Genomic DNA, 23,714 nt, shown 5'->3' on the forward strand with positions numbered 1-23,714 from the left:
AGCATTAAAACAGCCATTTTTCTCTAAAAACAGTAAAAAAGACAAACACCAAAACGATGTTTGTCTGCAATCTGAAGCCTTGACTTACGTCAAGGTTTTTTTGGTATTTCCAAATTAATTTACAATATCATCTTATAGGACCAACCTTTCTTTGTCTTTTCAACAGCTTCAAAGCCACATTTCTCAAATAGTTTACGGGAGCCCGTATTCCAGTCATAAATTTCTTCGACAAGTATTTCCTCAAGACCCACTTCCCTTGCACGCTCGATCATTCGCTGTAATACCTTAGTCCCGATTCCCTTTTTCCAATACCGCTTATCTCCAATGGCAATGGCAAAATCATCTGCAAACAGCGTTACATCACCAATTGGGATAAACTGATTGTCTTCAAAAATTTCAATAAAGTAACATTCGCCATTTTTAGACAAATAATCATACATGCGATTGAGTAAGTCAAGACTATAACGTTCTTGATCACCATCAATCAGCCAGACCAATTCTAGATCTTGGTGCCATTCAAAAGCAAAATCATGTTGTCCATCATACCGACGAAGACGGACTTGTTTGTCTATTTCTAAAATATCTGCTTGTTCAATTCCAGTGATTGCCATTTCGGATCCTCTCTCATTTACAATATGTTCATTTTAACATACATCTCTATCAATATCAATAAATGTTATAGCACGCTGATTGACAAGATTTTATCGATATGCTATACTAAAGCAAATAAAGCATTGCGAGGTAAGGAGAAATGGACAATAACAAGTAAAACTCAATTTAAGTTCTATACTTATTTAGTAGTTTTCTTGCGTCCATTTTTCTGTTTCCTCTATTCCATGAATAGGGTCTTTTTGAGCAGACTTCGACACACTACTAAATAGGTAGTGTGTCTTTTCTTGTAAAGGAGGCCTTATGCTACTAAGCACTCAACATTTATCTCTCGACCATCAAAAAGATTTAAGAACCTTGGTTCATGACCTAAACCTCATTGTCAACCCTGGCGATAAAATAGCTATCATCGGCGAAGAAGGAAATGGAAAATCCAGTCTATTACTCACCTTGATGGATTCAACTCTTGTCGCCGACTACCTACTCATATCAGGCAGCATTCACCGATATTTTCACTCGCCAGTCTACATTCCCCAAGGTCTTCCATTGGAAATGGCAGAGCTAACCTTGAACGACTATTTCTTCGGAGATCTGGACATTGACATTGATTACGGCCTACTCTACCTCTATGCTGAGCAACTCCAGTTTAACAGCGAGCGATTTGCCAGTCAACAATTGATTGGAAGTCTGTCAGGTGGCGAAAAATTAAAAATTCAGTTAATCAAATCTCTAGCAACTCCATCTGATATTATTTTTCTGGATGAGCCGTCCAATGACTTGGATTTAGATACCTTACTTTGGCTTGAAAACTATATCATTACTAGTCCTAAAACCATTCTATTTGTTTCCCACGATGAAGACTTCCTCAGTAAAACAGCTACAAAAATCATTCACCTAGAATCTGTTAAGAAGAAAACACTTGCTCAAACCAAGGTTGAAGAACTGGACTACCAGGATTACGCATTGAAACGCCATCAAGCTTATCAGAAGCAGGTCCAGCAAGCTCGGAATGACCAAAAAGAATTTGACAAAGCCATGAACAAGCACCTACGTCAAAAATCACAGGTTCGTCATACCTTGCTCAACACCCATGATGCCACACTAGGACGGCTTATAGCCAAGAAAATGAAGAATGTCTTATCGCGTGAAAAACGATATGAAAGAATGAAGGAAAATCTCACACAAGTTCCTTTTCATGAAGATGCTATTTCCCTCTTCTTCTCAGACATTTCACCACTACCAGCTAGAAAGCAAGTACTTCACTTAGAAAACTTCCAATTAAAGGTTGACGAGCGACTACTCGTTCAAAACATCCATTTCAACTTAAATGGACAAGAGAAAATTGGCATCATTGGACAAAATGGAATAGGTAAATCCAGCTTTCTAAAGATCATCTATCAGAAACTCAGGCAACGAGCAGATATAAACTTGGGCTACATGCCCCAGTACTATACAGAAGTCCTTGATGAGTCTAACACTCCACTTGATTTTTTATTAGAAAATGGCAATCGTGAGCAGGAACAACTTGTCTTAACGCATCTAGCCAGTCTTCAGTTTACGCGACAAGAAGTTCATCACAAGATCAGTGAACTTTCGGGGGGACAAAAAGCCAAGTTACTCTTGTTAAAAATGGTTCTTGAACAAGCCAATTTTCTCTTATTAGATGAACCCAGTCGAAACTTCTCTCCCACTTCTCAGCCATATATTCGTCAACTATTTTCCGATTATCCAGGTGGTTTGGTATGCGTATCACACGACAGACGCTTTTTGAAAGAAGTTTGTCAAAGAATCTATCGACTAACTGAAAATGGACTGGAAGAACTAGAACAGATATAAAAAAGAAAAATGGCACACACGCCAAATTTCCTTTTATTTTTTCATAAAGAATGAAGCCATGCTATTCGGTTCACAACCTATAATTTATCAAGAGCAAGTTGCAAATCTTCTAGCAAATCATTGATATTTTCAAGACCAACAGATAGGCGGATTTGATTTGGTGTGACACCAGCAGCAAGTAAATCTTCCGGAGCTAACTGAGCGTGCGTGGTTGTAGCTGGATGAACTACTAGTGATTTAGCATCGGCAACGTTTGCTAGATTAGAAAAGATTTCCAAACTATCAATAACCTTACGCGCCTCTTCCGCTCCGCCTTTTACTTGAAAAGAGAAAATAGAGCCAACACCCTTAGGCAGGTACTTATCCGCCAAAGGCTTATAAGGACTATCTGGGAGTGATGGATAATTGACCGACTCTACCTGAGGATGACTAAGTAAAAAGTCAACAATTTTTTCAGCATTAGATACATGACGCTCTACACGGAGAGACAAGGTTTCTAACCCTTGTAAAAGTAAGAAAGCGTTGAATGGAGCAAGGGCAGCACCTGTATCGCGAAGCAATTGTACACGAACTGCTACAATAAATGCTGCAGCACCAATATCACGAGTATAACTAATGTTATGATAGCTTGGATCTTCTTCAACAAATTGCGGAAACTTACCAGATGCTGCCCAGTCAAACTTGCCGCTATCGACAATCACACCGCCAATGGTCGTACCATGCCCACCGATAAACTTGGTTGCTGAATGGACGGCAATATCAACACCATGAGAAAATACATTAATCAAATATGGAGTTGCGAAGGTATTATCTGAAACAAGCGGGATGTGGTGGTTGTGTGCAATTTCTGCTAATTTTTCAAGATCAGGAATATTGATAACAGGATTTCCCAAGGTTTCAATAAATACCAGTTTTGTATTATCTTTAATCGCCGCTTCTACCGCTTCAAAATCATCGATATCTACAAAGCTTGTTGTAATACCATAGCGAGGAAGGGTTTCTTTGAATAGGTTAAAAGTCCCACCATAGAGTGTCGTTGCTGCCACAATGTGATCGCCAGCATGTGCCAACGCTAGAATAGTGTATGTGATGGCTGCCATTCCTGAAGAAGTGGCCAAGGCACCAATACCACCTTCTAAGGCTGCTACACGATTTTCAAAAGTAGAGACCGTCGGATTCGTAATTCGAGTATAGATATTCCCCGGTTTACGTAAAGCGAATAAATCTTCTGCTTCTTGAGCATCTTCAAAAACATAGGAAGTGGTTTGATAGATGGGTACAGCACGTGATTTTGAAGCAGAATCAACTTCTTGTCCAGCATGGAGTTGAAGGGTTTCAAATGAAAATTCTCTAGTCATAAAGGTACTCCTTTGGTCTTTTTCTGTATTCTACCTCATTTTTACCATCTTGACTAATACTTAAACATTAGAGATATGTATAGTTAACAACTATAGCCACTAATCAGTTATCCTATAAGAAAAATTTTTCCATATTACATGGATACTAAACAAGCACTTAAATGACTAAAATGTAAGTCAGTAAAAGCGGAGAAATACACTTCAAAAATCGTGACTTTTCTTCTCGACATGCAATTAATGGACAAGCTACTGGAGGAAAAGCTTTTCCCTTCTTTACGAAGCTGACAAATCCCATTTCTTTGTCGTTTTACGGTCATCTTTCGTAGTCAACGAAATCGATTCATCAAAGTAGGCCAATAGTTAAAGATTTTACAAAATTAATGCATTTAGGTCTAAAAAGACTTAATGACTAAATTTTAGAACAAGTTTTATTCAATTTTATCTGATGTTCGTTAGACATACTTCCACGAAAAAGAGGAAGCCGAGCAAACCATAATGGATCACTTGCCCAGCTTCCTTAACAGAAAACAGATATTATCCTAGAACAATTCTTTGTAATATGAGATTGTCTCATCTAATGTTGGCATGAATGGATTTCCTGGTGCACAAGCATCAATCAAGGCATTCTTAGAAAGGTATTCAAAGTCAAAGTCTTCTTCTTTGATGTCCAACTCTGTTAATTTCTTCGGAATACCGACTTTGGCTGACAATTCTTCGATTTGTGCAATGGCATAGTCAGCACATTCTTCGTCTGACTTGCCTGCGATATCAAGACCTAAAGCTTTTGCAACATCGCGGAAAGCAGCTGGTACACGTTTGGCATTCTCACGTTCTATGATTGGCAAAATCATAGCACAGCAGACGCCGTGTGGCAGATCGTAAACAGCTCCCAACTGGTGAGCCATCGAGTGCACATAACCTAAACCAGCATTGTTAAAACTCATACCGCCAAGGAAAATAGCATGGACCATAGCCTCACGGGCTTCGATATCTTGTCCGTTTTCAACTGCTCGTGGTAGGTATTCTTTAATTAACTCAATGGCACCCATAGATAATTTTTTGGTTACACCGTATGCTCCAGGAGTTACCAAGGCTTCGATGGCATGAGTCAAGGCATCCATACCTGTTGCTGCAGTCAAAGCTGAAGGCTTGGACAACATAAGCTCAGGATCGTTGACTGACATAACAGCTAGACTGTTTTTATCCACCATAACCATTTTAACCTTGCGTTCTTCATCGGTGATAACGTAGTTAATGGTGATTTCGGCTGAAGTACCTGCAGTTGTATTGATTGCTACAACTGGCAGACCAAGTTTTTCTGACTTATGCAATCCTTCATAGTCTTGTGGTTTACCACCGTTTGTTGCCATGATAGAAATACAGCTTGCCGCATCCTGAGGAGAACCACCACCAACTGAGATGATGAAATCACAGTCATTTTCCTGCAAAACTGCTAGACCATCAAATACATTTTTACAAGTCGGGTTAGGATCAACCTTACTAAAGACTACGTAGTCAATACCTACTTCATCAAGTGGCTTGGTAACTTTAGGTAAAATATTACTTGTTCGGATAAAATCATCTGTTACAAGCAGAGCCTTTTTGTAGCCCAAATTCTTGACATAACTACCAATTTCGTTGACACAACCGCGACCAATCAAATTGACTGCTGGGACGTAAAATGTTGCCATAGACAAGCTCCTTTATTCATTTTGTTTTTATATTATTATACTATAAATAGCAAGTTGTGTAAAGGTTTTGTGAAATTTTTAACGTAAAAAATTTCATCCTGCCCAAGACAATGATTCACCATCTAGCTTACTGCTACTCCGCAACAATTCGTTTACTTGATGAATGGTTTAAAATTCAGTAAAATAATGTTTACGAGGAGGGAAAATGATGAATTTACTCGAGTATATCGGTCCGATTCTCTTCATTACTGCAATCATTAGCTATAGTCTCACCGGAGGTTTAAAGATAGCAAAGCCACTATTAACGTACCAAAATGTCCAAAATGTAAGTCAGAAAAACTTCAAAAATACCCTCCCAAAAAACGCGAATATTTTCCTCGAGATGCAATTATTGGTCAAGCAATTGGTGGAAGAAACGGCGCAATGTTTGCCCTTCTTTATGAAGCTGATAAAACTCATTACCATTGTCGATTTTGTGGACATAATTTTGCAATAAAAGAAAATCGTTTAATTAGAGAATCCTAAAATTATCAATTTAAACCTTGAACATCATTTTACCTTCAAAAAGCAAAAACAACTGATAAAATATTCTAGCAGATTTCAATTTGGAATTGTCTATAGGTCTGACAAACTCCCCCCATCCAACTGCTACGAATCAATGTCTAGAAAACACATTACCAAAGTTATTGTTATTCAGACCCTGGTCAAAAATCATAAAATAGAAAACAGCTTAGAATCAACGTTTCTGGAAATGTAATTCTAAGTTGTTTTTTGAACAAATTTGTATTTGGAGAGAATATTTGCACATCCACAGTATGATAATATCGTCTCAATCTTTAAAAGATATGAATACCAATCTCAGTAAAATGAAATAAAAGGTTAACGAAGTATTCTAATAAAATAGTCCTTTATCAATTTAATGCAGTGGCACACAAAATAAAGATTAGTGATATCCTAGACTTATTAAATAAAAAGATATCGAAAATCAAACTTAACTAGCATACCCATTATTTTCTTCAAAGTTCTCCATCATTTTCTTCTGCATAAGTATAATTTCGGAATGAAACACATTAGCCAAAGTGGATTGATTGATGATTTGACAATTGATTCGCACAGATTTCAAGACTCTCTCAACTAGACTTTCGACTTCTGAACTGTTACGAATCCCCATATCCCATAGTTCTTGCAAGACTGATTTTTCATATCTTCTTTCATACTCAGACATCCCCTGCTTCGCCCAAAACAGTTGACCACTCTCATTCTCAAGCCAATTCCAAACCAGATCAGGATTTTTTACTAAAGGTTTCTCAATTTGACAAGATTGACAAAGAACCATTTTATTAGACAAAGAATAGGACAACGGCCAGATTTTATTGACAATTTGACAAGCAGATACAGCAAAAGAAGATTTACATCTCCAGCAACAACCACTCAAATTATCTTCGACGTCACAAATTCCCATGTCAACTAAAGTACTTGCCCAATATTCTTCAACCTCTTTGACTCCTGTTTTTTTAGCTACTAATCCAAACATTTTTATAATCTCCTTTAATAATCAATCAAATTTGAAAAGTCGATAGAATGCCAAATTTAAAATAAGCTCTAGAAAATAGTCCAAATAAATTTATTTTTTTCATTCGACTTGATCTTTATGCTTATATATTACTACCAATTTTTTATTTTGTCAAACATGTTAAACAAAATTTGCAAAAAATATTTTTTAATGGTATAATTAGTTAAACAGATAAGGAGACAACCATGATTTTAGGTGATATTTTAAAAGAATACCGAAGCAAGAATAAATTATCAATGGATAAATTCGCTGAATTATCTGGTTTAACAAAAGGTTATATTTCTATGTTGGAAAAGAACCAGCATCCCAAAACCAAAAAAGCTCTCCTGCCAACGATGGATACGCTAGAAAAAGTCGCTAAGGGCATGGCTATATCGGTTGGTGAGCTAATCGAGCAACTAGATTCCAATCAGGATATAGCTTTAACGATTACTCCTTCCCAATTTAAACTCTTTCAACAGCCTATTCATCCAGAGGTTCAAACCTTGGACAATGAATTAAAAGGTGATTTCCATGCACAATGGTTAACTTTTGGTCAAGAACAGTTATCAGCTATGCAAACTGCCTCAGTTACTCCTTCTGCTTCTATTCTTCACTTGGATGACTATCGGGAGCGAATCGAATTACCTGTTCCTGGTAAGGTTTCTGCCGGTACAGGTTACTGGCAGGATACAGATATGAACAATCTTGTATCATTCTATAACGATGAGATTCCAGATAACCAATCTTATGATACAATCGCTCAGGTTGTGGGAGATTCTATGGCTCCGCATATCGAGGATGGAGACTATCTCTTCATTCGCCTAACTCCTCATATTCCCCTAAATACAATTGGAATTTTTTCAGTCAATGGGGAAAATTTTGTTAAAAAGTTCAAAGGTGACTATTTGCAATCACTCAATTCTGACTATGATGATATCTATTTTAGCCCAGAAGACGATATTCGACCTATTGGTCAAGTTGTAGATATTTATAGTCCAGATTGATTTCTAAGCCTAGTTAATCACTAGTTATATTGGCTACATTCATCCATCTAGTTTTGGAAAGTCTGTTCGTATAGCTGGCGTTTTTTCCTACTGAAAACAAACTGAAAAGCACAGTAAAAGGAGGCTATGACAGCCTCCCTTTTATATGTCAAATTGGAAAAGTCCATTACCAGATAGTTATTTGACAACAAGTTAATGATTAAATAATTATTCTGCTACCCTTATGTCTTTGATTGTCCTCTTACTATTTGTCTAAAGTGTGGAGATTGCTTATTATGATGAAAATCGCTAGAGGTTTTTGTGATTTTCTAAGGTTATGTTCAAAAGTTACAACATCTTGAACACATAGTAGTTACGACACGAATAATCTTAGCCTACTTCTGATTGAACCGGGTAGCAAGGCTAAATAATGAGTTAATGCTATGCATTTGACAATGGATATCACAAATAGATATAAAACAGGGATAACGGACTTTTCCCCTACTAGCATCCCTCTCTTTTTATTAGAGAAAGATGGCTAATAGTATATACACTTCTACGAACGCTAAAGAACTCCTTTCAGCAATTCAGATGGCGTTCAACATCTTAACTAACTATTTCCTTTTTTCAAATAGATTATACCACTATTATAAAACGCTTTCAAATAATTATGTGCTCCAAAGTCAACTTTTTTGCTTTTCTTTTTCCTTGATAAAGTTTTCCCACATTTTTTGTTGCGGCTTAGCAAATGGGTAGGTAGGAAAATCTTCTACAGAAACCCATTTCAATTCTTTTGATTCTGGAAGGTTAAGTGTTTCTGCCACACCTTCTACCATTTCTATCTGCCATTTGCGGTGACTAAAAATGTGCTGGACGATGCCAAATTCTTGCTCTTGCCAATCAACAGTCAGACCATAAAGTTCCGTAAAGCTCTGCCGAATATCTGGCTGAACAACTTCTTCTGCAACTTCAAAGAGAGAGACTTGTTTTTCAACGATTGCTCCTTTTTCCAAAAGCGGAAAAGACCAGAAGCCTGATAGAAGACCTGCTTCATTATTTTTTTCCAATAAAAATTGATTGTCTTTATTCCTGATTAGAAATCCCTGGTAGGCCACGGGAATCGGCTTTTTCTTTGGTGCTTTGATAGGGTACTTATCCATGGTGCCGTTTAGATAGGCAGCACTAAAGTCTTTGACAGGACTATCTTGAGGACGAGGATTGACTGGCGATTCAATATCCGACCCTAAATCCATTAAGGCTTGGTTGAAATCTCCAGGTCTGTCAGGGTCTATCAAGATTTCCATCATTGCTTGAAAAATCTTGCGATTGGTTGGCACGCCGATGTCATAATCCACTTCAAATAATCGACTAAGAACCCGCATGACATTGCCGTCTACTGCTGGCTCTGGCAAATCAAAAGCAATGCTTGAAATCGCCCCAGCGGTATAGGGACCGATGCCTTTTAAACTAAAAATTTCTGCATGCGTGGTTGGAAATTTTCCATTAAAATCTTCGACCATTTGCTGAGCAGCCTTTTGCATATTTCGAACACGTGAATAATAGCCTAATCCCTCCCAGAGTTTGAGAATAACCTCCTCTGGAGCTTGAGCCAGGTCAGTAATGGTCGGCAAGTGATGGAGAAATCGTTCATAGTAAGGAATGACCGTGTCTACTCTTGTCTGTTGGAGCATGATTTCTGACACCCAAATGGCATAGGGATCCCTTGTTCTTCTCCAAGGTAAGTCGCGTTTATTGGTATCATACCAGTCTAAAAGAGCTTTTCGGAAAGAGATGATCTTTTCCTCTGGCCACATATCAATTCCATAATCTTTTAAATCTAACATACATCTAGTATAACACAAAGAAAGGGAGCCAGCTTTTGCCAACTCCCTTATATCGTTTATAATCAAAATCAAACTAGCTCCAAAGGTTTGGGGAACCTTTGGAGGTTGGAAATAGAGCGAACGAAGTTCGTCTCTCTAAATCTAGCCAAGACTGTCTGTTTTTGATGTTCGAAGAATTTTATTCTACTTTACCTGTTACAAACATGGTAAAGCTTGCTGAAGCAAGTAGCTGTTTATCTTGGTTTTCTATCTTAACTTCGACGACCTTTGTCCTGCTTCCATCATGTGTGCAAGAGCCTATTACTGATAAGGTATCACCAAGTTTAGCTGCCTTCATATAATGGATATTGGACTGTAGGGTAACAGAATAAGCCCCCCTTGCTACCGTTGTCAGACCTGCAACTGAATCTGCCAATGTGAAAAGAAAACCTCCATGTGCCATGCCGTATGGATTGAGAGATTTTTCCGTCACCTTTGTAGTCAGTAGCACCTCTTTCTCATTGAGCATTGTAGCTTGATAGTCATCTAAAACCGTAATCGGTTGTAAGTTTAATTTATCTAACACTTTCATCCTCCTCTGATTGCTGACTCGTTTGCATTTGGTAATATACGCCCTGCTTCTTCATCAACTCTCTATGATTCCCTTGTTCAACAATCTTTCCGTCCACCATGACCAAAATCAAGTCAGCTGATTGAATGGTTGATAGGCGATGAGCAATAATAAAGCTGGTCCGTCCTTCCATCAATTTGGTAAATGCTTCCTGTACTAAAATTTCTGTCCGTGTATCAATAGAGGAAGTCGCCTCATCTAAAATCAGGATTTTAGGTATCTTGACAAAGACACGCGCAATAGACAAAAGCTGACGTTGTCCCTGGGATAAGGCTTCACCTCCATCTGCTAAAAGCGTATCGTACCCCTGCGGAAGCTGACGAATAAAGAAGTCTGCATTAGCTGCCTTAGCCGCCTCAATGACCAATTCCCGCGTGGCATTTGGATAGCCATAGGCAATATTATCATGAATGGTACCAGATTTAATCCATGTCTCCTGTAAAACCATCCCAATCTGTCTGCGAAGATCCTCACGACTGTACTGGCTAATCGGAACTCCATCTAAAACAATCTGACCAGCCGTTACATCGTAGAAACGCATGAGAAGGTTTATCATGGTAGATTTTCCTGCTCCTGTCGGCCCAACAATGGCTACCTTTTGGCCAGCTTTGACAGTAATATCCAAATGTTCTATCAGTGAACGGTCAGGGCTATAGGAGAAAGACACATTTTCGAAGGAAATAGCTCCCTTCAACTCCTCTGAATCGATTTTCCGCTCAGCCTGATCGTCAATGCTATCTAGAGCCAAGATAGCAAACAGCCTGTCTGCACAAGCTAAGGCGCTCTGCAATTCCGATAGGACTGAGGAAATATCATTAAAAGGCTTGCTGTACTGACTAGCATAATTGAGAAAAGTTGTCAGAGACCCCACTGTAAAATTTCCTGCCATAATTCTCAGAGCTCCAAGTCCTGCAAGTAAGGCATAAATAATAGCATTGATAAACCGCGTGCTTGGATTGACCGTTGAAGAGGCAAAGATGGCCTGTTGGGAATAGGTCGCATACCGGTCATTCACAACTTGAAAACCTTGCGTAAATTGCTCTTGAGCATTGAAAGATTGAACCAGTGTCAATTGACTGATGGACTCTTCCAAAAGCTGAGATTGCCTCCCACGTGCCTGAGTCTGTTGTCTATAATAACCATAGGATTTCTTAGCGATATAGCGTGCCACAAGCAGAGAAACTGGAGTCAATGCCACAACCAGCAACATCATGGTCAAGTCAAGCCTAGCCATAGTGAAAATGGTTAAGAAAATGGTCAAGATACCAATGAAAAATTGATTAAAAATCATCAAGAGACCATTTGTTAATTGCTCGCTATCACTTGAAAAACGAGCCACCAAGTCACCGACTGATTGACGATCAAGATAAGATAGGGGCATCTGGTGCAGCTTAACATAAACCTGTTCACGCAAGTCGGCCACCATTCCATAAACCAAGCGATTGGTTACCAAAGGTAAGTACCATTGCACCAGCGTATTAAGCAAGATAACCATCACCATTTTGCCTAAGATACCGAGCAAGACCTGACTATTTGCTATCAATACTGCATCGACTGCCTGACCAATCAAGATAGGCAGATAAACTGTCAGAAGGACTTGTACCAAAGTTCCCACCAACATCAAGGACATTCGAAGGGGCTGGTGTAAAACCAATCTGACCAGTTCCTTAAAACTAGATTGTCTCATAGCTATCCTCCTCTCCTTGTTGTTGCGATTGGTGAATTTCTTGATAAATAGCAGAGCTTCTCAGTAAGACCTCATGGCGACCAAGTCCAACTTGACGCCCTTGTTCCAAGACTAAAATCTGATCAGCTGTCCGTAAACTATTGGTTCTTTGTGACACCATGATTAAGTTCTGACCTGGTAATTCCTGGCGAATCGCCACTAATAACCGACTCTCTGTCAGATAATCCAAAGCAGAGGTCGCATCATCTAAAACCAATATCGGTGCTTTCTGTAAAATAGCGCGTGCAATGGTCAAACGTTGACGCTGTCCACCAGAAAAATTCTTCCCAAAGGCTTCGACTGGGCTATCCAAACCACCCTTGTCCTCTATGAAAGATTTAGCCTGTGCAATTTCTAATGCAGACCATAGGTCACTATCAGATATTTCTTCCAATCCTAAAGATAGATTAGAACGAATAGTTCCAGCAAAAAGCTGAGCCTGTTGCGGAACTATGGCAATTTGCTGCCGCCATTCTTTTAAATTCTTGGGACTTTTTCCATCAATGAAGAGAGAGAGCTGATTTGTTGGCACTGAATAGAGTGCCTGCAATAAATCTACTAGAGTGGACTTACCTGACCCAGTTCCCCCGATAATTCCCATAAACTGTCCCTTACGTAAGTCAAAAGCAATGTCAGACAGGGACTCCTCAGCAGATTTTGGATAAGAAAAGGAAAGATGACGCACAGAAAAGATGATCTCCTTATCCTCACTAACCACTTTTGACAAACTAGACTCTACATCCTCAGATGTTTGGTCAAAAACCTCTTGAATACGTTGCGCTGAAATATAGGTCTGGTTGAGAGTAGACACGACCATAATCATCTTGACCAATTCTACTAAAATTTGAAGAAGGTAGTTGATGAGTGCGACCAACATCCCTTGCTCCAGTAGGTTGTTTGAAATGGCTATATTTCCCTGCCAAATGAGAATGAGTAAGGTGCCGTTGACCACTAAAAATGTCAATGGTGATAAAAGACTAGACCAAAAACCAGCCTGCAACTGTTGCTTCTTATAAATCTGATTTATGCCTTGAAAAGCCTTAATTTCCCGCTCTCTTTGTCCAAATGCACGAATCACTCGCCAACCAGTCACTGTCTCACGTACCTGCCCCACCAAACCATCTAATTCTTTTCGCATCGATTGATAAATACGGCTGGTCATAACAGAAATGACTGTCACTATAAAAATCAATAGGATAATCATTCCTAGAAAATAGGCAGATAGACTCGGGCTAATATAGAATGCCATGATGAGCGAACCAAATACGACAATTGGAGCACGTAAAAACAAACGAAGAAAAGTATTAATACCCGTTTGAATTTGTAAAGTGTCGCTGGTCAATCGAGTCAGCAAGCTGGATGAGGAAAGAATATCTCGGCTAGACTTGGGAAGGGAAAGAACCTTCTGATACAAGTCATTCATCAGCTCTTTAGTCACTCCAACCGCTGCTTTAGCTGAATAATATTGCGCTATTAGTGAAACAATAATTCCAATACATGCTAGACCAACCAGTAAAAAAAGCATAGCAACCAGGTTTCCCTGGCTGCCATTTGGAATAATTGTATCAACGATATAGGCGATAATTAATGGTACCAAAAGCTCAAAACAAGCTTCCAATAGTTTGAAAACTGGACCTAATATGGATTCCTTAATATAGTCCTTAAAATATCGTGATAAAAATTTCATATTAACGGTGCTCCAAAGCCTGAACCGCAGTAATCAAGGTCAAGTTGTAAACATCATCAGGGTTACAACCACGAGACAAGTCGTTTACAGGCTGATTCAAACCTTGTAAAACAGGACCTACCGCTGCAAATCCACCCATACGTTCGGCAATTTTATAACCAATATTACCAGCTGAGATACCTGGGAAGATAAATACAGTCGCTTGACCAGCAACACTCGAACCTGGGGCTTTTAATTTACCTGTGGTAGGAACAAAGGCAGCATCAAATTGCAATTCACCGTCCAAATCCAACTCAGGACGCAATTTTTGAGCAATTTTTGTAGCTTCAACAACCTTATCTACTTTAGGACCTGAGCCAGAGCCTTTTGTTGAATAGCTAAGCATTGCAACTTTTGGATCGATACCAAACATTTTAGCGGTACGTGCTGAGTTGATAGCGATTTCTGCCAAGGTTTGAGCATCTGGATCAATGTTGATAGCACAGTCACCAAAAATATAACGCTCTTCACCTTTTACCATCAAGAAGGCACCTGATGTTTTCGATACACCTGGCTCTGTTTTAATGATTTGAAGAGCTGGACGAACTGTTGAAGCGGTTGAATGAATCGCACCAGATACCATACCTTCTACTACGCCCATATATACCAACATAACACCAAAGTAGTTAACATCTTTCAACAACTCATGTGCCTGCTCTTCTGATACCTTACCTTTACGGCGCTCTACCAAAGCAGCTACCATCTCATCATATCTATCATAATGAGCTGGGTCAATAATTTCAAAACCTTCTGTAATCCCTTCAATGTCAAGGTAAATCTTAATACGATCTGGGTTTCCAAGCAAGACGGGTACTACATCCGACTCATTTACCAAACGTTTTGTCGCTTGCAAGATACGTGGTTCTTCACCTTCTGGCAATACGATACGTACTTTTTTACCCTCTAGCTTTGTAGCTAATTGCTCAAAAATTTTCATGAACAAACTCCTTAAATTTATTTACTTATTAACTGATTGATAACAGCCTGAAAATCCTCAGGAAGCGGTGCTTCCAAATCAATCCTTTCGGCTGAAAAAGGATTGTCGAAGGCTAAATTATGACAATGTAAGGCTTGACGTTCTATCCCACATTCCAAACTTCCGCCATACATATCATCTCCTAACAATGGAAATCCAATGTGAGAAAAATGAACACGAATCTGATGGGTCCTACCAGTGTGCAACTGAATATCTACTAAATGAATATCTCCCCAAGATTGCACAACACGATAGGAAGTATGGGCATATTTTCCATTCTTTGTCACACAACGGGTAATGATGCTATCTGCTGGACGACCGATAGGGGCAATAATATCCCCTGTCTCTTCTAGCTGCCCATTCCCCTTCACCAAAGCATAATAACGTTTATGAATCAGCCTGGCCTGCAACTGCTTATCCAGTCGAGCATGTGCATAGCCATGTTTGGCAAAGAGCATGACACCCGAAGTATCCCTATCCAACCTCGTTACGATATGAACCTGCTTATTTTCATAATCTTGTTCGACTAGGTAACCTTTCACAAAGTTAGCAATAGTAGAGGAATGCAGGGCTGACGGAATAGAAGCATAACCAACCGGCTTATTGATCGCTAGAAAATGGTCATCTTCATAAACGATATCCAGCGGATAAGAAATCGGTTTCAAACTTCCTGTTAAATCCTCCTCAGCCGGTATGTCAATTGTAACCCTATCTCCAATATCTAGCAAGTAAGTTGCATTGCGTTCGATATCATTGACCCAAATATTGCCGCCGGTATACTTAATCTTTGCTAATAGGCCTTTAGAGACACCGTGTTTTTTAAGGAAAGTCTTTATTTTCGTATGCTGGTCAGCAATGAATTCAAACCGCATTACTCCACCTCTCCAATAAAGGCGTCCTTAACCCGATTCCAAAAACTAGTATGACTCGGTGTTGCAACAAAGTGAATCTTATACTGATCAATCTGGTACTCAATTTTTTCAATGTTGTCATAGACATAGGTCTTATTATCAACAGCAATTGAATAGCGATCACTGTGCTTGGGTTCAATCACAATCTTGTCTTTTTTAGGGACAACAACGGATGAACCTAAGGTGCGGTAAACACGATTGTTCAAACTTGCCACTTCTGCAATCTGCAATGCCTCGATTGTTGGATGTAAAACAGCACCACCTAATGACTTGTTATAGGCTGTTGAGCCTGTCGGCGTTGAAACCGAAATTCCATCCCCTCTAAAGCGTTCGAAGGGCACATTGTTAATAATAATATCTGCGACCATGGTCTTAGAAAGACGTTTTACTGTCGCCTCATTTAAGGCACGCGCCTCGACAATGCGACCATCTGTCATCTTGACCTTAACATTTAAAATCGGATACGATACTCTAGCACCTGTATCAAGCTTAAGATTTTCAATCAGCTTGTCCACTTCAAAATCGCGATAATCTGTATAAAACCCCAAATGACCCGTGTGAATTCCTACAAAACGTACACGATCAATCAACTTTTCATATTTGTGAAAAGCAGATAAAAGCATCCCATCTCCACCGATAGAAATGACAATATCTGGATTTTTAGGAGTCAAAATAAAATTTGCTTCTTTTAACTTTGTCCATAATTCTTTGGACACCGCTTCACTCTTAGGATTTCGACTAGCGAGCAGAGCGATTTTTTTTCTACCTGTATTCTTCATCTGTATCATCACTGTTGCCCACACCGTCATTCAGTTTGCGATAGGCAGGATCAAATAAGGCCTGCGCTTCTTGAATGTCGTTGCGGATTTTTCGCATCTCCTCATCTAATTCATAGGCAATTTTTGCTGTAACTTCCAAGCGTTTCTTGATTTCTTCTGGAAAATTCCCCTTATATTTATAATTCAGAGAATGTTCAATTGTAGCCCAGAAATTCATGGAAAGGGTTCGAATCTGGATTTCTGCCAGCACCGTCTCGTTGCCATTTATAGTATCCACAGGATACTCAATCACCACATGATATGAACGGTAGCCAGAGGCTTTCATATTATTGATATAATCCCGTTCATGCACAATTTGCATATCCTTGCGTTTCCGCAAAATAGCTAATACTTCTTCAATGTCGTCCACAAATTGAACCATAATCCGAAGACCGGCAATATCTTGCATATCTTGAGCAAGATTTTCCAATTTGATATGTCGCAGGCCCATTTTTTCTTTAATGGATTCAATCGGTTTTACCCGTCCTGTGACAAACTCAATTGGAGAATGCCGGTTAGCCTTGCGATACTGCTTGCGAATCCCCCGCAGTTTGATTTTCAATTCACCAACTGTCTGAATATAGGGGTCTAAAAATTCTTCCCAGTTAAAGTCCATACAGCCCCTTTCTTGTCAAAACTTTTAAATTGTATTAGAATAACACAAAGACTAATCTATTATAACACATTGAAAGGGTTTACTGCATGAAAAACCACCTTGAAATTGAGTATAAAACCTTACTGACCAAATCCGAATACAAACGCCTGCTTACTGACTTTTCAGATGTGAGCCCAATTCTTCAAACAAACCACTACATTGATACCCCAGACCTAGATATGAAGAATCACCGCTTTTCACTCCGTATTCGTACATTTGAAGACTCAGCAGAACTAACCTTAAAAATTCCACAAGAAGTCGGAAATCAAGAATATAACCAAGCTCTAGACATCCAAACTGCTCATCATTTACTGGAAAATTTTCAACTACCAGCAGGACAAATTTCTGATATTATTTCGGCAACAGAGATTCCACTTGATAAACTTGCTGTCTGGGGAAGCCTCACGACAAAACGCTATGAGAAACAGACATCTATAGGTCTTATGGCCCTCGATGAAAATGATTATGTGGGACAAAAAGATTACGAATTAGAAGTCGAAGTGACCGATGCAGATGCAGGGAAGATTCTTTTTGATGAATTCCTTAAGAAGAAATCAATTCAATTCAAATATGCTAGTAGTAAGGTTGCACGAACAGCTGCCTACATGAAATAACTATAAAAAATCAGCCAAATAAGGTTGATTTTTTAGCTTCACTACTGAAAATTTTTCATTTTTTTGATAGAATAGAACTATCTATTGTAAAAAATACTTTTATGTCATCATAAAAGCTCAGTGTGTAAAAGGAGTTACTTTAAAATGGTACAACCACTCGGTGAACATAACATTAAATTATTCTCACTCAATAGCAACCGTGATATTGCTGAAAAAATTGCTGATTCTGCTGGAATTCCTCTTGGAAAACTGTCTTCTCGTCAGTTTTCTGATGGTGAGATTCAAATTAACATTGAAGAATCTGTACGTGGCGTAGACGTCTACATTATCCAATCAACAAGCTATCCGGTCAATAATCACTTGTGGGAATTATTGATTATGATCGATGCTTGTAAACGTGCTAGTGCCAACACCATTACAGCGGTCATTCCTTATTTCGGCTATGCTCGTCAAGACCGTACCGCTTCTCCACGCGAACCAATTACAGCTAAATTAGTTGCAAATATGCTGGTTAAAGCTGGTGTCGACCGTGTATTGACTCTTGATTTGCACGCTTCACAAATTCAAGGTTTCTTTGATATTCCAGTAGACAATCTCCTTACAGAACCACTTTTTGCAGCCTACTACATGGAAAAAGGACTCTGCGGAGAAGATGTCGTCATTGTGAGTCCTAAAAATTCTGGTATCAAACGCGCGCGTAATATCGCTGAATTTCTAAATGCACCGATTGCGATTATCGACTACGCTCAAGATGATTCTGAACGTTCTGAAGGCTATATTATCGGTGATGTTGCTGGTAAAAAAGCTATTTTGGTGGACGATATTCTCAATACTGGTCGCACTTTCTCACAAGCTTCAAAAATTGTCCAAGAAGGTGGTGCTACTGAAATTTATGCAGTTGCCAGCCATGGTCTCTTTGCGGGAACTGCAGCCCAACTCTTAGATGAAGCACCAATCAAAGAAATATTAGTTACCGATTCTGTTGCAAGCAAAGAACAGCATCCTAAAAATATCGCCTTCCTAACAGCTAGTGACTTGATTGCAGATGCCATCCACCGCATCCAAGAACATCAGCCACTCAGCCCACTTTTCAAATTTACTAGTCCTGAAAAAGAAAACTAGGAGTAAACTCTTTGATTTATTTAGATAATGCAGCAACCACTGCTCTATCTCCTACTGCACTTCAACGGATGATGGAAGTGGCTCAAGAAAATTATGGAAACCCCTCCAGTATCCATCAAAGCGGTCGGAAAGCCAATCAATATCTTAGACAAAGTCGTCAAGAGATTGCTCAGATCCTCTCCGCCTCTCCTGAACAAATTATTTTCACATCTGGAGGCTCCGAAGCTGATACTTTAGCTATTCAAGGCTATGCACTTGCACATCAATCCAAAGGAAAACACCTGATTACTACGGCTATCGAACACCATGCTGTCCTCCATACCATGCAATATCTAGAGGAGCGGTTTGGGTTCGAGGTAACCTATATCCACCCAGTCGATCAAGTAATCACCGCTCAACAAATTCAGGATGTCCTTCGACCAGATACTATTTTAGTCAGCGTCATGTTTGCTAACAATGAGACCGGTCAACTACTTCCCATCAAGGAAATTGGAGAGCTCCTAGCCGATCATCAGGCCGTCTTTCATGTAGATGCTGTTCAAGCAATTGGAAAAATCGCAATTTCTCCCTCTGACTACGGAATTGACTTCCTCGCGGCCTCTGCCCATAAATTCCATGGTCCAAAGGGGATGGGATTCCTGTATAGTAAAGTTCATAAATTTGATTCCTTGATCCACGGCGGAAAGCAGGAACAGCAACATCGAGCAGGTACTGAGAATCTCCCTGCCATTGCTGCTATGGCGACTGCCCTAACAGAACAATATGAGTCCTTAGATACGCATCATAAGCATGTCAGTGAACTGCGACAACATATTATCGAGGGATTGTCTGGCTTAGACTATTATCTCAATCAGGCTGGACCTCATCTCCCTCATATCCTTAATATCGGTTTTCCTGATAAACTTAATGAACAACTACTCATGCAACTAGATTTGGCAGGTATCGCTGTTTCTAGCGGTTCCGCATGTACGGCAGGTGTTGTCCAAAATAGCCATGTTTTAGAAGCTATGTATGGAAAAGACTCCCATCGTCTGAAAGAATCCATTCGTATCAGCCTATCTGAAATTAATACAAAAGAAGAGATAGATACTCTCATCATCGAACTAAAGAAAATACTTGGAGGTTAAAATGGCATTCCAACAATCAGTTACCTTAAAAGATTGTAATTTTACTTATCACATTAGCCCTGCTATCAAAAAATATACACTCCGTGATAACACCTTTGAACAAAGCAAAGCAGGTCACTATCAGCTTACACGTCTTCTGGAAGAAATTCCAAATTCAAACCAAGGATTCCTCTTGAAAATTATTATCAATCAAGACCTAACAGGTTTTAAAATTAACATTACCGACAAGTCTGGTCTTCATCTGGTAAACATTTTTAAGCCAGAAAGTAACAAGGTTATTCAAGAAAAATTCTATTTCCTCATGGATAGCTTGATTGACCGTGACATCTTTACAAAAGAGGGTTAGTATGATTGAAATTCACTATCTTGACGCTTACAAGCAAGAACGTATCCAAACATTTGAGAATAAAGATGCAGCCATTCTGGCTTTTTCCGGTTGCTTAACCCTCCCAGACTATTATCCAGTTACCAGCATTACACAAGACGGACAAGCTCTGGATTACAAAGGGACAATCGGGGATCTCTATCGCTATTTACAAACACTAGATTAGACAGTTTCCTGTTTAATCTTTTTTTAAAATCAATCTGTTGATTTTTTCACAAACTTGGACTAGAATAGAATAAAGAACTGTTTAATATATAAATAATCGATAAAGCGTATTCTATCGAAATAAAGGAGTCTAAAGTGAAAAACGATAAAAAATCTGATATTCCACGCGCTACTGCCAAACGTCTATCCCTCTATTATCGCATTTTTAAACGTTTCTATGCTGGAAATATTGAAAAAGCTAGTTCAAAAGAAATTGCCGAAGCTATCGGAATCGATTCAGCTACCGTCCGCCGAGATTTTTCCTATTTTGGAGAGCTTGGGCGTCGTGGCTTTGGCTACAATGTCAAAGAGTTGATGGATTTCTTTGCGGATATTCTAAATGATACCTCCATCACCAATGTTATGCTTGTTGGTGTTGGGAATATGGGGCGGGCCTTGCTACACTATCGCTTCCACGAACGAAATAAAATGAAAATAGTCATGGCTTTTGAAGCAGATGATAATCCAGCTGTTGGAACGACAGATGAAAATATCCCAATCCATGCAATCTCAGAGATCAAGGAACGTATCAGCGAAGCAAACTCTCAGACAGCCATTCTAACGGTACCCAGCATCAAGGCACAAGAAGTGACTGATATTCTTGTTGAAGCTGGTGTCAAGGGGATTCTGAGCTTTTCACCAGTGAACTTGTCTGTCCCAAAAGATGTCGTTGTCCAGTATGTTGATTTGACTAGTGAATTACAGACACTACTCTACTTTATGCGAAAAGGATAAGCAATGAAAAAACCAGTTATTGGTATTTCTGGAAATGAATATAAAACAGGGGATCATACAGAACCCCCTGCTTTCTTATACCCAGACTTGCCTCGTACAAGCTATTGAAGATGCTGGCGGACTCCCACTCATCCTTCCTGTTACAGAGCCTGATTTGGCAAAATATTATATCCATCTTATTGACAAACTCATCCTAACAGGAGGACAAAATGTCCAACCAAGTTACTATCACGAAGAAAGGACTATTGACAGCGATAATTATCTACCAAAGCGTGACGAGTTTGAATTAGCCCTCATAAGGGCTGCCCAAGAAAATCAGAAACCTATCTTCGGTATCTGCCGAGGTCTACAGCTCTACAATGTAGCTCAAGGTGGTAGCCTTCATCAATCAATTTCTGAACATTGGCAAGACATAGACGGACAAGAAGTCAGTCAAACGATTCAACTGACTCAAAATAGTCCACTTTACGATATATATAAGTCCGCTCCGAGTGTGAACTCATTTCACCATCAGGCTATCAAAGACTTAGCCCCTGACTTAGAAATCATTGCACTATCAGATAATCAACAGATTATTGAAGCAGTTCATTCAGCCTACCCAACTAAATTTTTAGGGATTCAATGGCATCCTGAACTACTCTACGGTAAACGTGAGATTGAAAAAGAACTCTTCCACTATATTGTCAATAAACTTTAAAATAACTCACTTTCTTCTCTAAAAGAATAGTAATCCTTATTTCCAACAATTAAATGATCTAATAATACCAGTCCTAGCTTTTCGCAGGACTCTTTTAAATTCTCCGTAAATAGCAAATCATTCCTACTAGGTTGTACTGAACCCGACGGGTGGTTGTGAACGATGATAATCGATGTTGCCATACATTTTACTGCGTAATGCAAAATTTCACGTGGTTCTGCAATACTACGATTAACACTCCCAATAAAAATCGTTTTTTGACTGATAATCTGGTTCTGTGTATTGAGATAAAGTGCAACTAGATGCTCCTGCTTCTTATGCCCGATTTCATGAATCATCTTACGTCCCAACTTCTCACTTCCCAAAATTCTCTCATTTAAGAGTAGCTCTGATTGATTGATACGTTTTCCAAGTTCAATCATAGCCTTAATTTCAATCGCCTTGACGCGCCCAATTCCAGTCAAACTTTGCAATTCTTCAATTGATAGTTCTCTTAGAGCCGCTAAACTCTCCAAACGATTCAATAATTTATTGGAGAGAATAGAAACAGGTTCTTTTTTTGTCCCAGTTCTAATAAAAATTGCTAGTAGTTCCTGATTACTGAGACGCTCAGCTCCAACTTCTACTAAACGTTCTCTAGGTAAAATGGCCTCTTCTTTAAATTCAATTTGATACATAATTTCCTCCTCACCTATCTATTCGTAAAATCTTGCAAAAAAAGAAGCCATATAAAACCAAAGAATCTCTCCTCAGTTTTATACCACTTCTTTATTCGATTTTGATTGCCTTGAACAGTGAAAAGGGCTGGGGATAGCCCTTTTCAGCTTATCTCCTGAAAATAGGAAAGAGATAAAGAAAGGGAGTGGGAAAGAACTCGACCATTCATAGAAGAGTTCCCTTCACTTCCAAATATGTAGATTCGGGCAAAAATAGTCCACTGGACTATTTTGACACAAACTTCGTTTGTTTTATTTCCGCGCTCAAACAGTCACTACTCTGACTGTTTGACCTCCCATCCCCGTACAGCTCCAACTGTCTGGGAGACAGTTAGAGGTTGGAAATAAGGCGAACTCTGTTCGCATCAGTCGTAGAGGTCAGATTTGGAGTGTGAAACACGAAGTGCTGAGATTTGCAAAGCAAATCCTATCTCCCACCTTTAACAGTCTCCCAGACTGTTAAAGCCAATCAACCACTGCGCTGAGATGTTGACACGAACTCTGACTAGTGGAGCTGGGCTTGAGCCCAGCCTCTAGGTGTTAGCTTTTCATCTACCCACTACAGTTTTATTTACGTTAAAATAAGTTTCAAGACTATTGATAAACCAAGACTTCGTCATCATCTTGGATATATATCGTCATTTAGTTTTTCTTTTATTACTTCGTTAACTCGCTTTGCCGTACTCCAGTACAGCCTGCAGCTCGTTGCCTAGTACTAAAAGTAAACTAAAAGACTATAAAAATCTCAAAGGTAGACCAATTGTTGACCCAAAAATACACTACATATGCAGAGAAGCACCTCGTGGGAAGTACTCT

22 protein-coding genes and 1 pseudogene are annotated in these 23,714 nt (G+C 39.2%); 10 read left to right on the plus strand and 13 right to left on the minus strand.

The genetic code is table 11. The features are described from left to right. Positions 1-119: 119 nt before the first annotated feature. A complete protein-coding gene (locus P7J58_RS07545; protein ID WP_408556057.1) occupies positions 120-611 on the minus strand; it encodes a GNAT family N-acetyltransferase in 492 nt (163 codons plus the stop codon). A gap of 301 nt (positions 612-912) precedes the next feature. On the opposite strand from P7J58_RS07545, the gene P7J58_RS07550 reads away from it, so the two are divergent. Further along, on the plus strand, positions 913-2,445 hold the full coding sequence (locus tag P7J58_RS07550; RefSeq protein ID WP_408556056.1) for an ATP-binding cassette domain-containing protein: 1,533 nt from the start codon (positions 913-915) through the stop codon (positions 2,443-2,445). A gap of 77 nt (positions 2,446-2,522) precedes the next feature. On the opposite strand, the gene P7J58_RS07555 is transcribed toward P7J58_RS07550, so the two are convergent. Continuing rightward, positions 2,523-3,803, minus strand: a complete 1,281-nt coding sequence (locus P7J58_RS07555) for an O-acetylhomoserine aminocarboxypropyltransferase/cysteine synthase family protein (RefSeq protein ID WP_408556055.1) — start codon at positions 3,801-3,803, stop codon at positions 2,523-2,525. A gap of 539 nt (positions 3,804-4,342) precedes the next feature. Continuing rightward, positions 4,343-5,494, minus strand: coding sequence for an iron-containing alcohol dehydrogenase (locus P7J58_RS07560; protein WP_044764490.1), 1,152 nt, complete (start codon positions 5,492-5,494; stop codon positions 4,343-4,345). 205 nt (positions 5,495-5,699) lie between these two features. Here P7J58_RS07560 and P7J58_RS07565 point away from each other — a divergent pair, with 205 nt between their 5' ends. Beyond that, positions 5,700-5,990: a hypothetical protein gene (locus P7J58_RS07565; RefSeq protein WP_153051779.1), complete on the plus strand. Its 291-nt coding sequence runs from the start codon at positions 5,700-5,702 to the stop codon at positions 5,988-5,990. A 495-nt stretch (positions 5,991-6,485) separates the two neighbouring features. On the opposite strand, the gene P7J58_RS07570 is transcribed toward P7J58_RS07565, so the two are convergent. Then, positions 6,486-7,028 carry a hypothetical protein gene (locus P7J58_RS07570; RefSeq protein WP_029179573.1) on the minus strand — a complete coding sequence of 181 codons (543 nt, stop codon included), beginning with the start codon at positions 7,026-7,028 and terminating at the stop codon, positions 6,486-6,488. Between the two features lie 224 nt (positions 7,029-7,252). Here P7J58_RS07570 and P7J58_RS07575 point away from each other — a divergent pair, with 224 nt between their 5' ends. After that, positions 7,253-8,053 (plus strand): helix-turn-helix domain-containing protein, encoded by an 801-nt coding sequence (locus P7J58_RS07575; protein ID WP_044764489.1) that lies wholly within the window; start codon positions 7,253-7,255, stop codon positions 8,051-8,053. A gap of 662 nt (positions 8,054-8,715) precedes the next feature. On the opposite strand, the gene mutY is transcribed toward P7J58_RS07575, so the two are convergent. The 8 genes from mutY to P7J58_RS07615 form a co-directional block, all read right to left on the minus strand. After that, positions 8,716-9,876 carry an A/G-specific adenine glycosylase gene (gene mutY, locus P7J58_RS07580; protein ID WP_408556054.1) on the minus strand — a complete coding sequence of 387 codons (1,161 nt, stop codon included), beginning with the start codon at positions 9,874-9,876 and terminating at the stop codon, positions 8,716-8,718. 178 nt (positions 9,877-10,054) lie between these two features. Continuing rightward, positions 10,055-10,447 carry a PaaI family thioesterase gene (locus P7J58_RS07585; RefSeq protein ID WP_029694014.1) on the minus strand — a complete coding sequence of 131 codons (393 nt, stop codon included), beginning with the start codon at positions 10,445-10,447 and terminating at the stop codon, positions 10,055-10,057. Beyond that, complete coding sequence (locus tag P7J58_RS07590) at positions 10,431-12,173, minus strand: ABC transporter ATP-binding protein (RefSeq protein ID WP_408556053.1); 1,743 nt, start codon at positions 12,171-12,173, stop codon at positions 10,431-10,433. Before P7J58_RS07590 ends, P7J58_RS07585 begins: the two co-directional genes overlap by 17 nt. Continuing rightward, complete coding sequence (locus P7J58_RS07595) at positions 12,160-13,899, minus strand: ABC transporter ATP-binding protein (protein WP_408556052.1); 1,740 nt, start codon at positions 13,897-13,899, stop codon at positions 12,160-12,162. The genes P7J58_RS07590 and P7J58_RS07595 overlap by 14 nt, the downstream gene beginning before the upstream one ends. 1 nt (position 13,900) lies before the next feature. Next, positions 13,901-14,875: a phosphate acetyltransferase gene (pta, locus tag P7J58_RS07600; RefSeq protein ID WP_029176800.1), complete on the minus strand. Its 975-nt coding sequence runs from the start codon at positions 14,873-14,875 to the stop codon at positions 13,901-13,903. Positions 14,876-14,892: 17 nt separating this feature from the next. After that, positions 14,893-15,786, minus strand: a complete 894-nt coding sequence (locus P7J58_RS07605; RefSeq protein WP_408556051.1) for an RluA family pseudouridine synthase — start codon at positions 15,784-15,786, stop codon at positions 14,893-14,895. Then, on the minus strand, positions 15,786-16,604 hold the full coding sequence (locus P7J58_RS07610) for an NAD kinase (protein WP_099778912.1): 819 nt from the start codon (positions 16,602-16,604) through the stop codon (positions 15,786-15,788). The genes P7J58_RS07605 and P7J58_RS07610 overlap by 1 nt, the downstream gene beginning before the upstream one ends. Beyond that, the gene (locus P7J58_RS07615) at positions 16,588-17,259 is read right to left on the minus strand and encodes a GTP pyrophosphokinase family protein (protein WP_044775267.1); all 672 of its coding nucleotides are present in this window, start codon (positions 17,257-17,259) and stop codon (positions 16,588-16,590) included. The genes P7J58_RS07610 and P7J58_RS07615 overlap by 17 nt, the downstream gene beginning before the upstream one ends. A gap of 86 nt (positions 17,260-17,345) precedes the next feature. Here P7J58_RS07615 and P7J58_RS07620 point away from each other — a divergent pair, with 86 nt between their 5' ends. From P7J58_RS07620 to P7J58_RS07650, 7 genes and pseudogenes are all read left to right on the plus strand, one after another. Beyond that, a complete protein-coding gene (locus P7J58_RS07620; protein ID WP_029186801.1) occupies positions 17,346-17,912 on the plus strand; it encodes a CYTH domain-containing protein in 567 nt (188 codons plus the stop codon). 144 nt (positions 17,913-18,056) lie between these two features. Next, positions 18,057-19,034 carry a ribose-phosphate diphosphokinase gene (locus P7J58_RS07625; protein WP_012775438.1) on the plus strand — a complete coding sequence of 326 codons (978 nt, stop codon included), beginning with the start codon at positions 18,057-18,059 and terminating at the stop codon, positions 19,032-19,034. A gap of 11 nt (positions 19,035-19,045) precedes the next feature. Next, the gene (locus tag P7J58_RS07630; RefSeq protein WP_408556050.1) at positions 19,046-20,161 is read left to right on the plus strand and encodes a cysteine desulfurase family protein; all 1,116 of its coding nucleotides are present in this window, start codon (positions 19,046-19,048) and stop codon (positions 20,159-20,161) included. Position 20,162: 1 nt separating this feature from the next. Continuing rightward, the gene (locus P7J58_RS07635) at positions 20,163-20,507 is read left to right on the plus strand and encodes a DUF1831 domain-containing protein (protein WP_024402190.1); all 345 of its coding nucleotides are present in this window, start codon (positions 20,163-20,165) and stop codon (positions 20,505-20,507) included. A 1-nt stretch (position 20,508) separates the two neighbouring features. Continuing rightward, the gene (locus tag P7J58_RS07640; protein WP_024378702.1) at positions 20,509-20,712 is read left to right on the plus strand and encodes a DUF4649 family protein; all 204 of its coding nucleotides are present in this window, start codon (positions 20,509-20,511) and stop codon (positions 20,710-20,712) included. Positions 20,713-20,846: 134 nt separating this feature from the next. Further along, positions 20,847-21,485, plus strand: coding sequence for a redox-sensing transcriptional repressor Rex (locus tag P7J58_RS07645; protein ID WP_044670317.1), 639 nt, complete (start codon positions 20,847-20,849; stop codon positions 21,483-21,485). Positions 21,486-21,488: 3 nt separating this feature from the next. Then, a pseudogene (locus tag P7J58_RS07650) lies at positions 21,489-22,182 on the plus strand (gamma-glutamyl-gamma-aminobutyrate hydrolase family protein). Here P7J58_RS07650 and radC read toward each other — a convergent pair. Further along, on the minus strand, positions 22,179-22,859 hold the full coding sequence (gene radC / locus P7J58_RS07655; protein WP_002935253.1) for a RadC family protein: 681 nt from the start codon (positions 22,857-22,859) through the stop codon (positions 22,179-22,181). The pseudogene P7J58_RS07650 and the gene radC overlap by 4 nt on opposite strands. Positions 22,860-23,714 lie beyond the last annotated feature (855 nt).

The organism is Streptococcus suis, assembly GCF_046032535.1.
Taxonomy (GTDB): domain Bacteria; phylum Bacillota; class Bacilli; order Lactobacillales; family Streptococcaceae; genus Streptococcus; species Streptococcus suis_AK.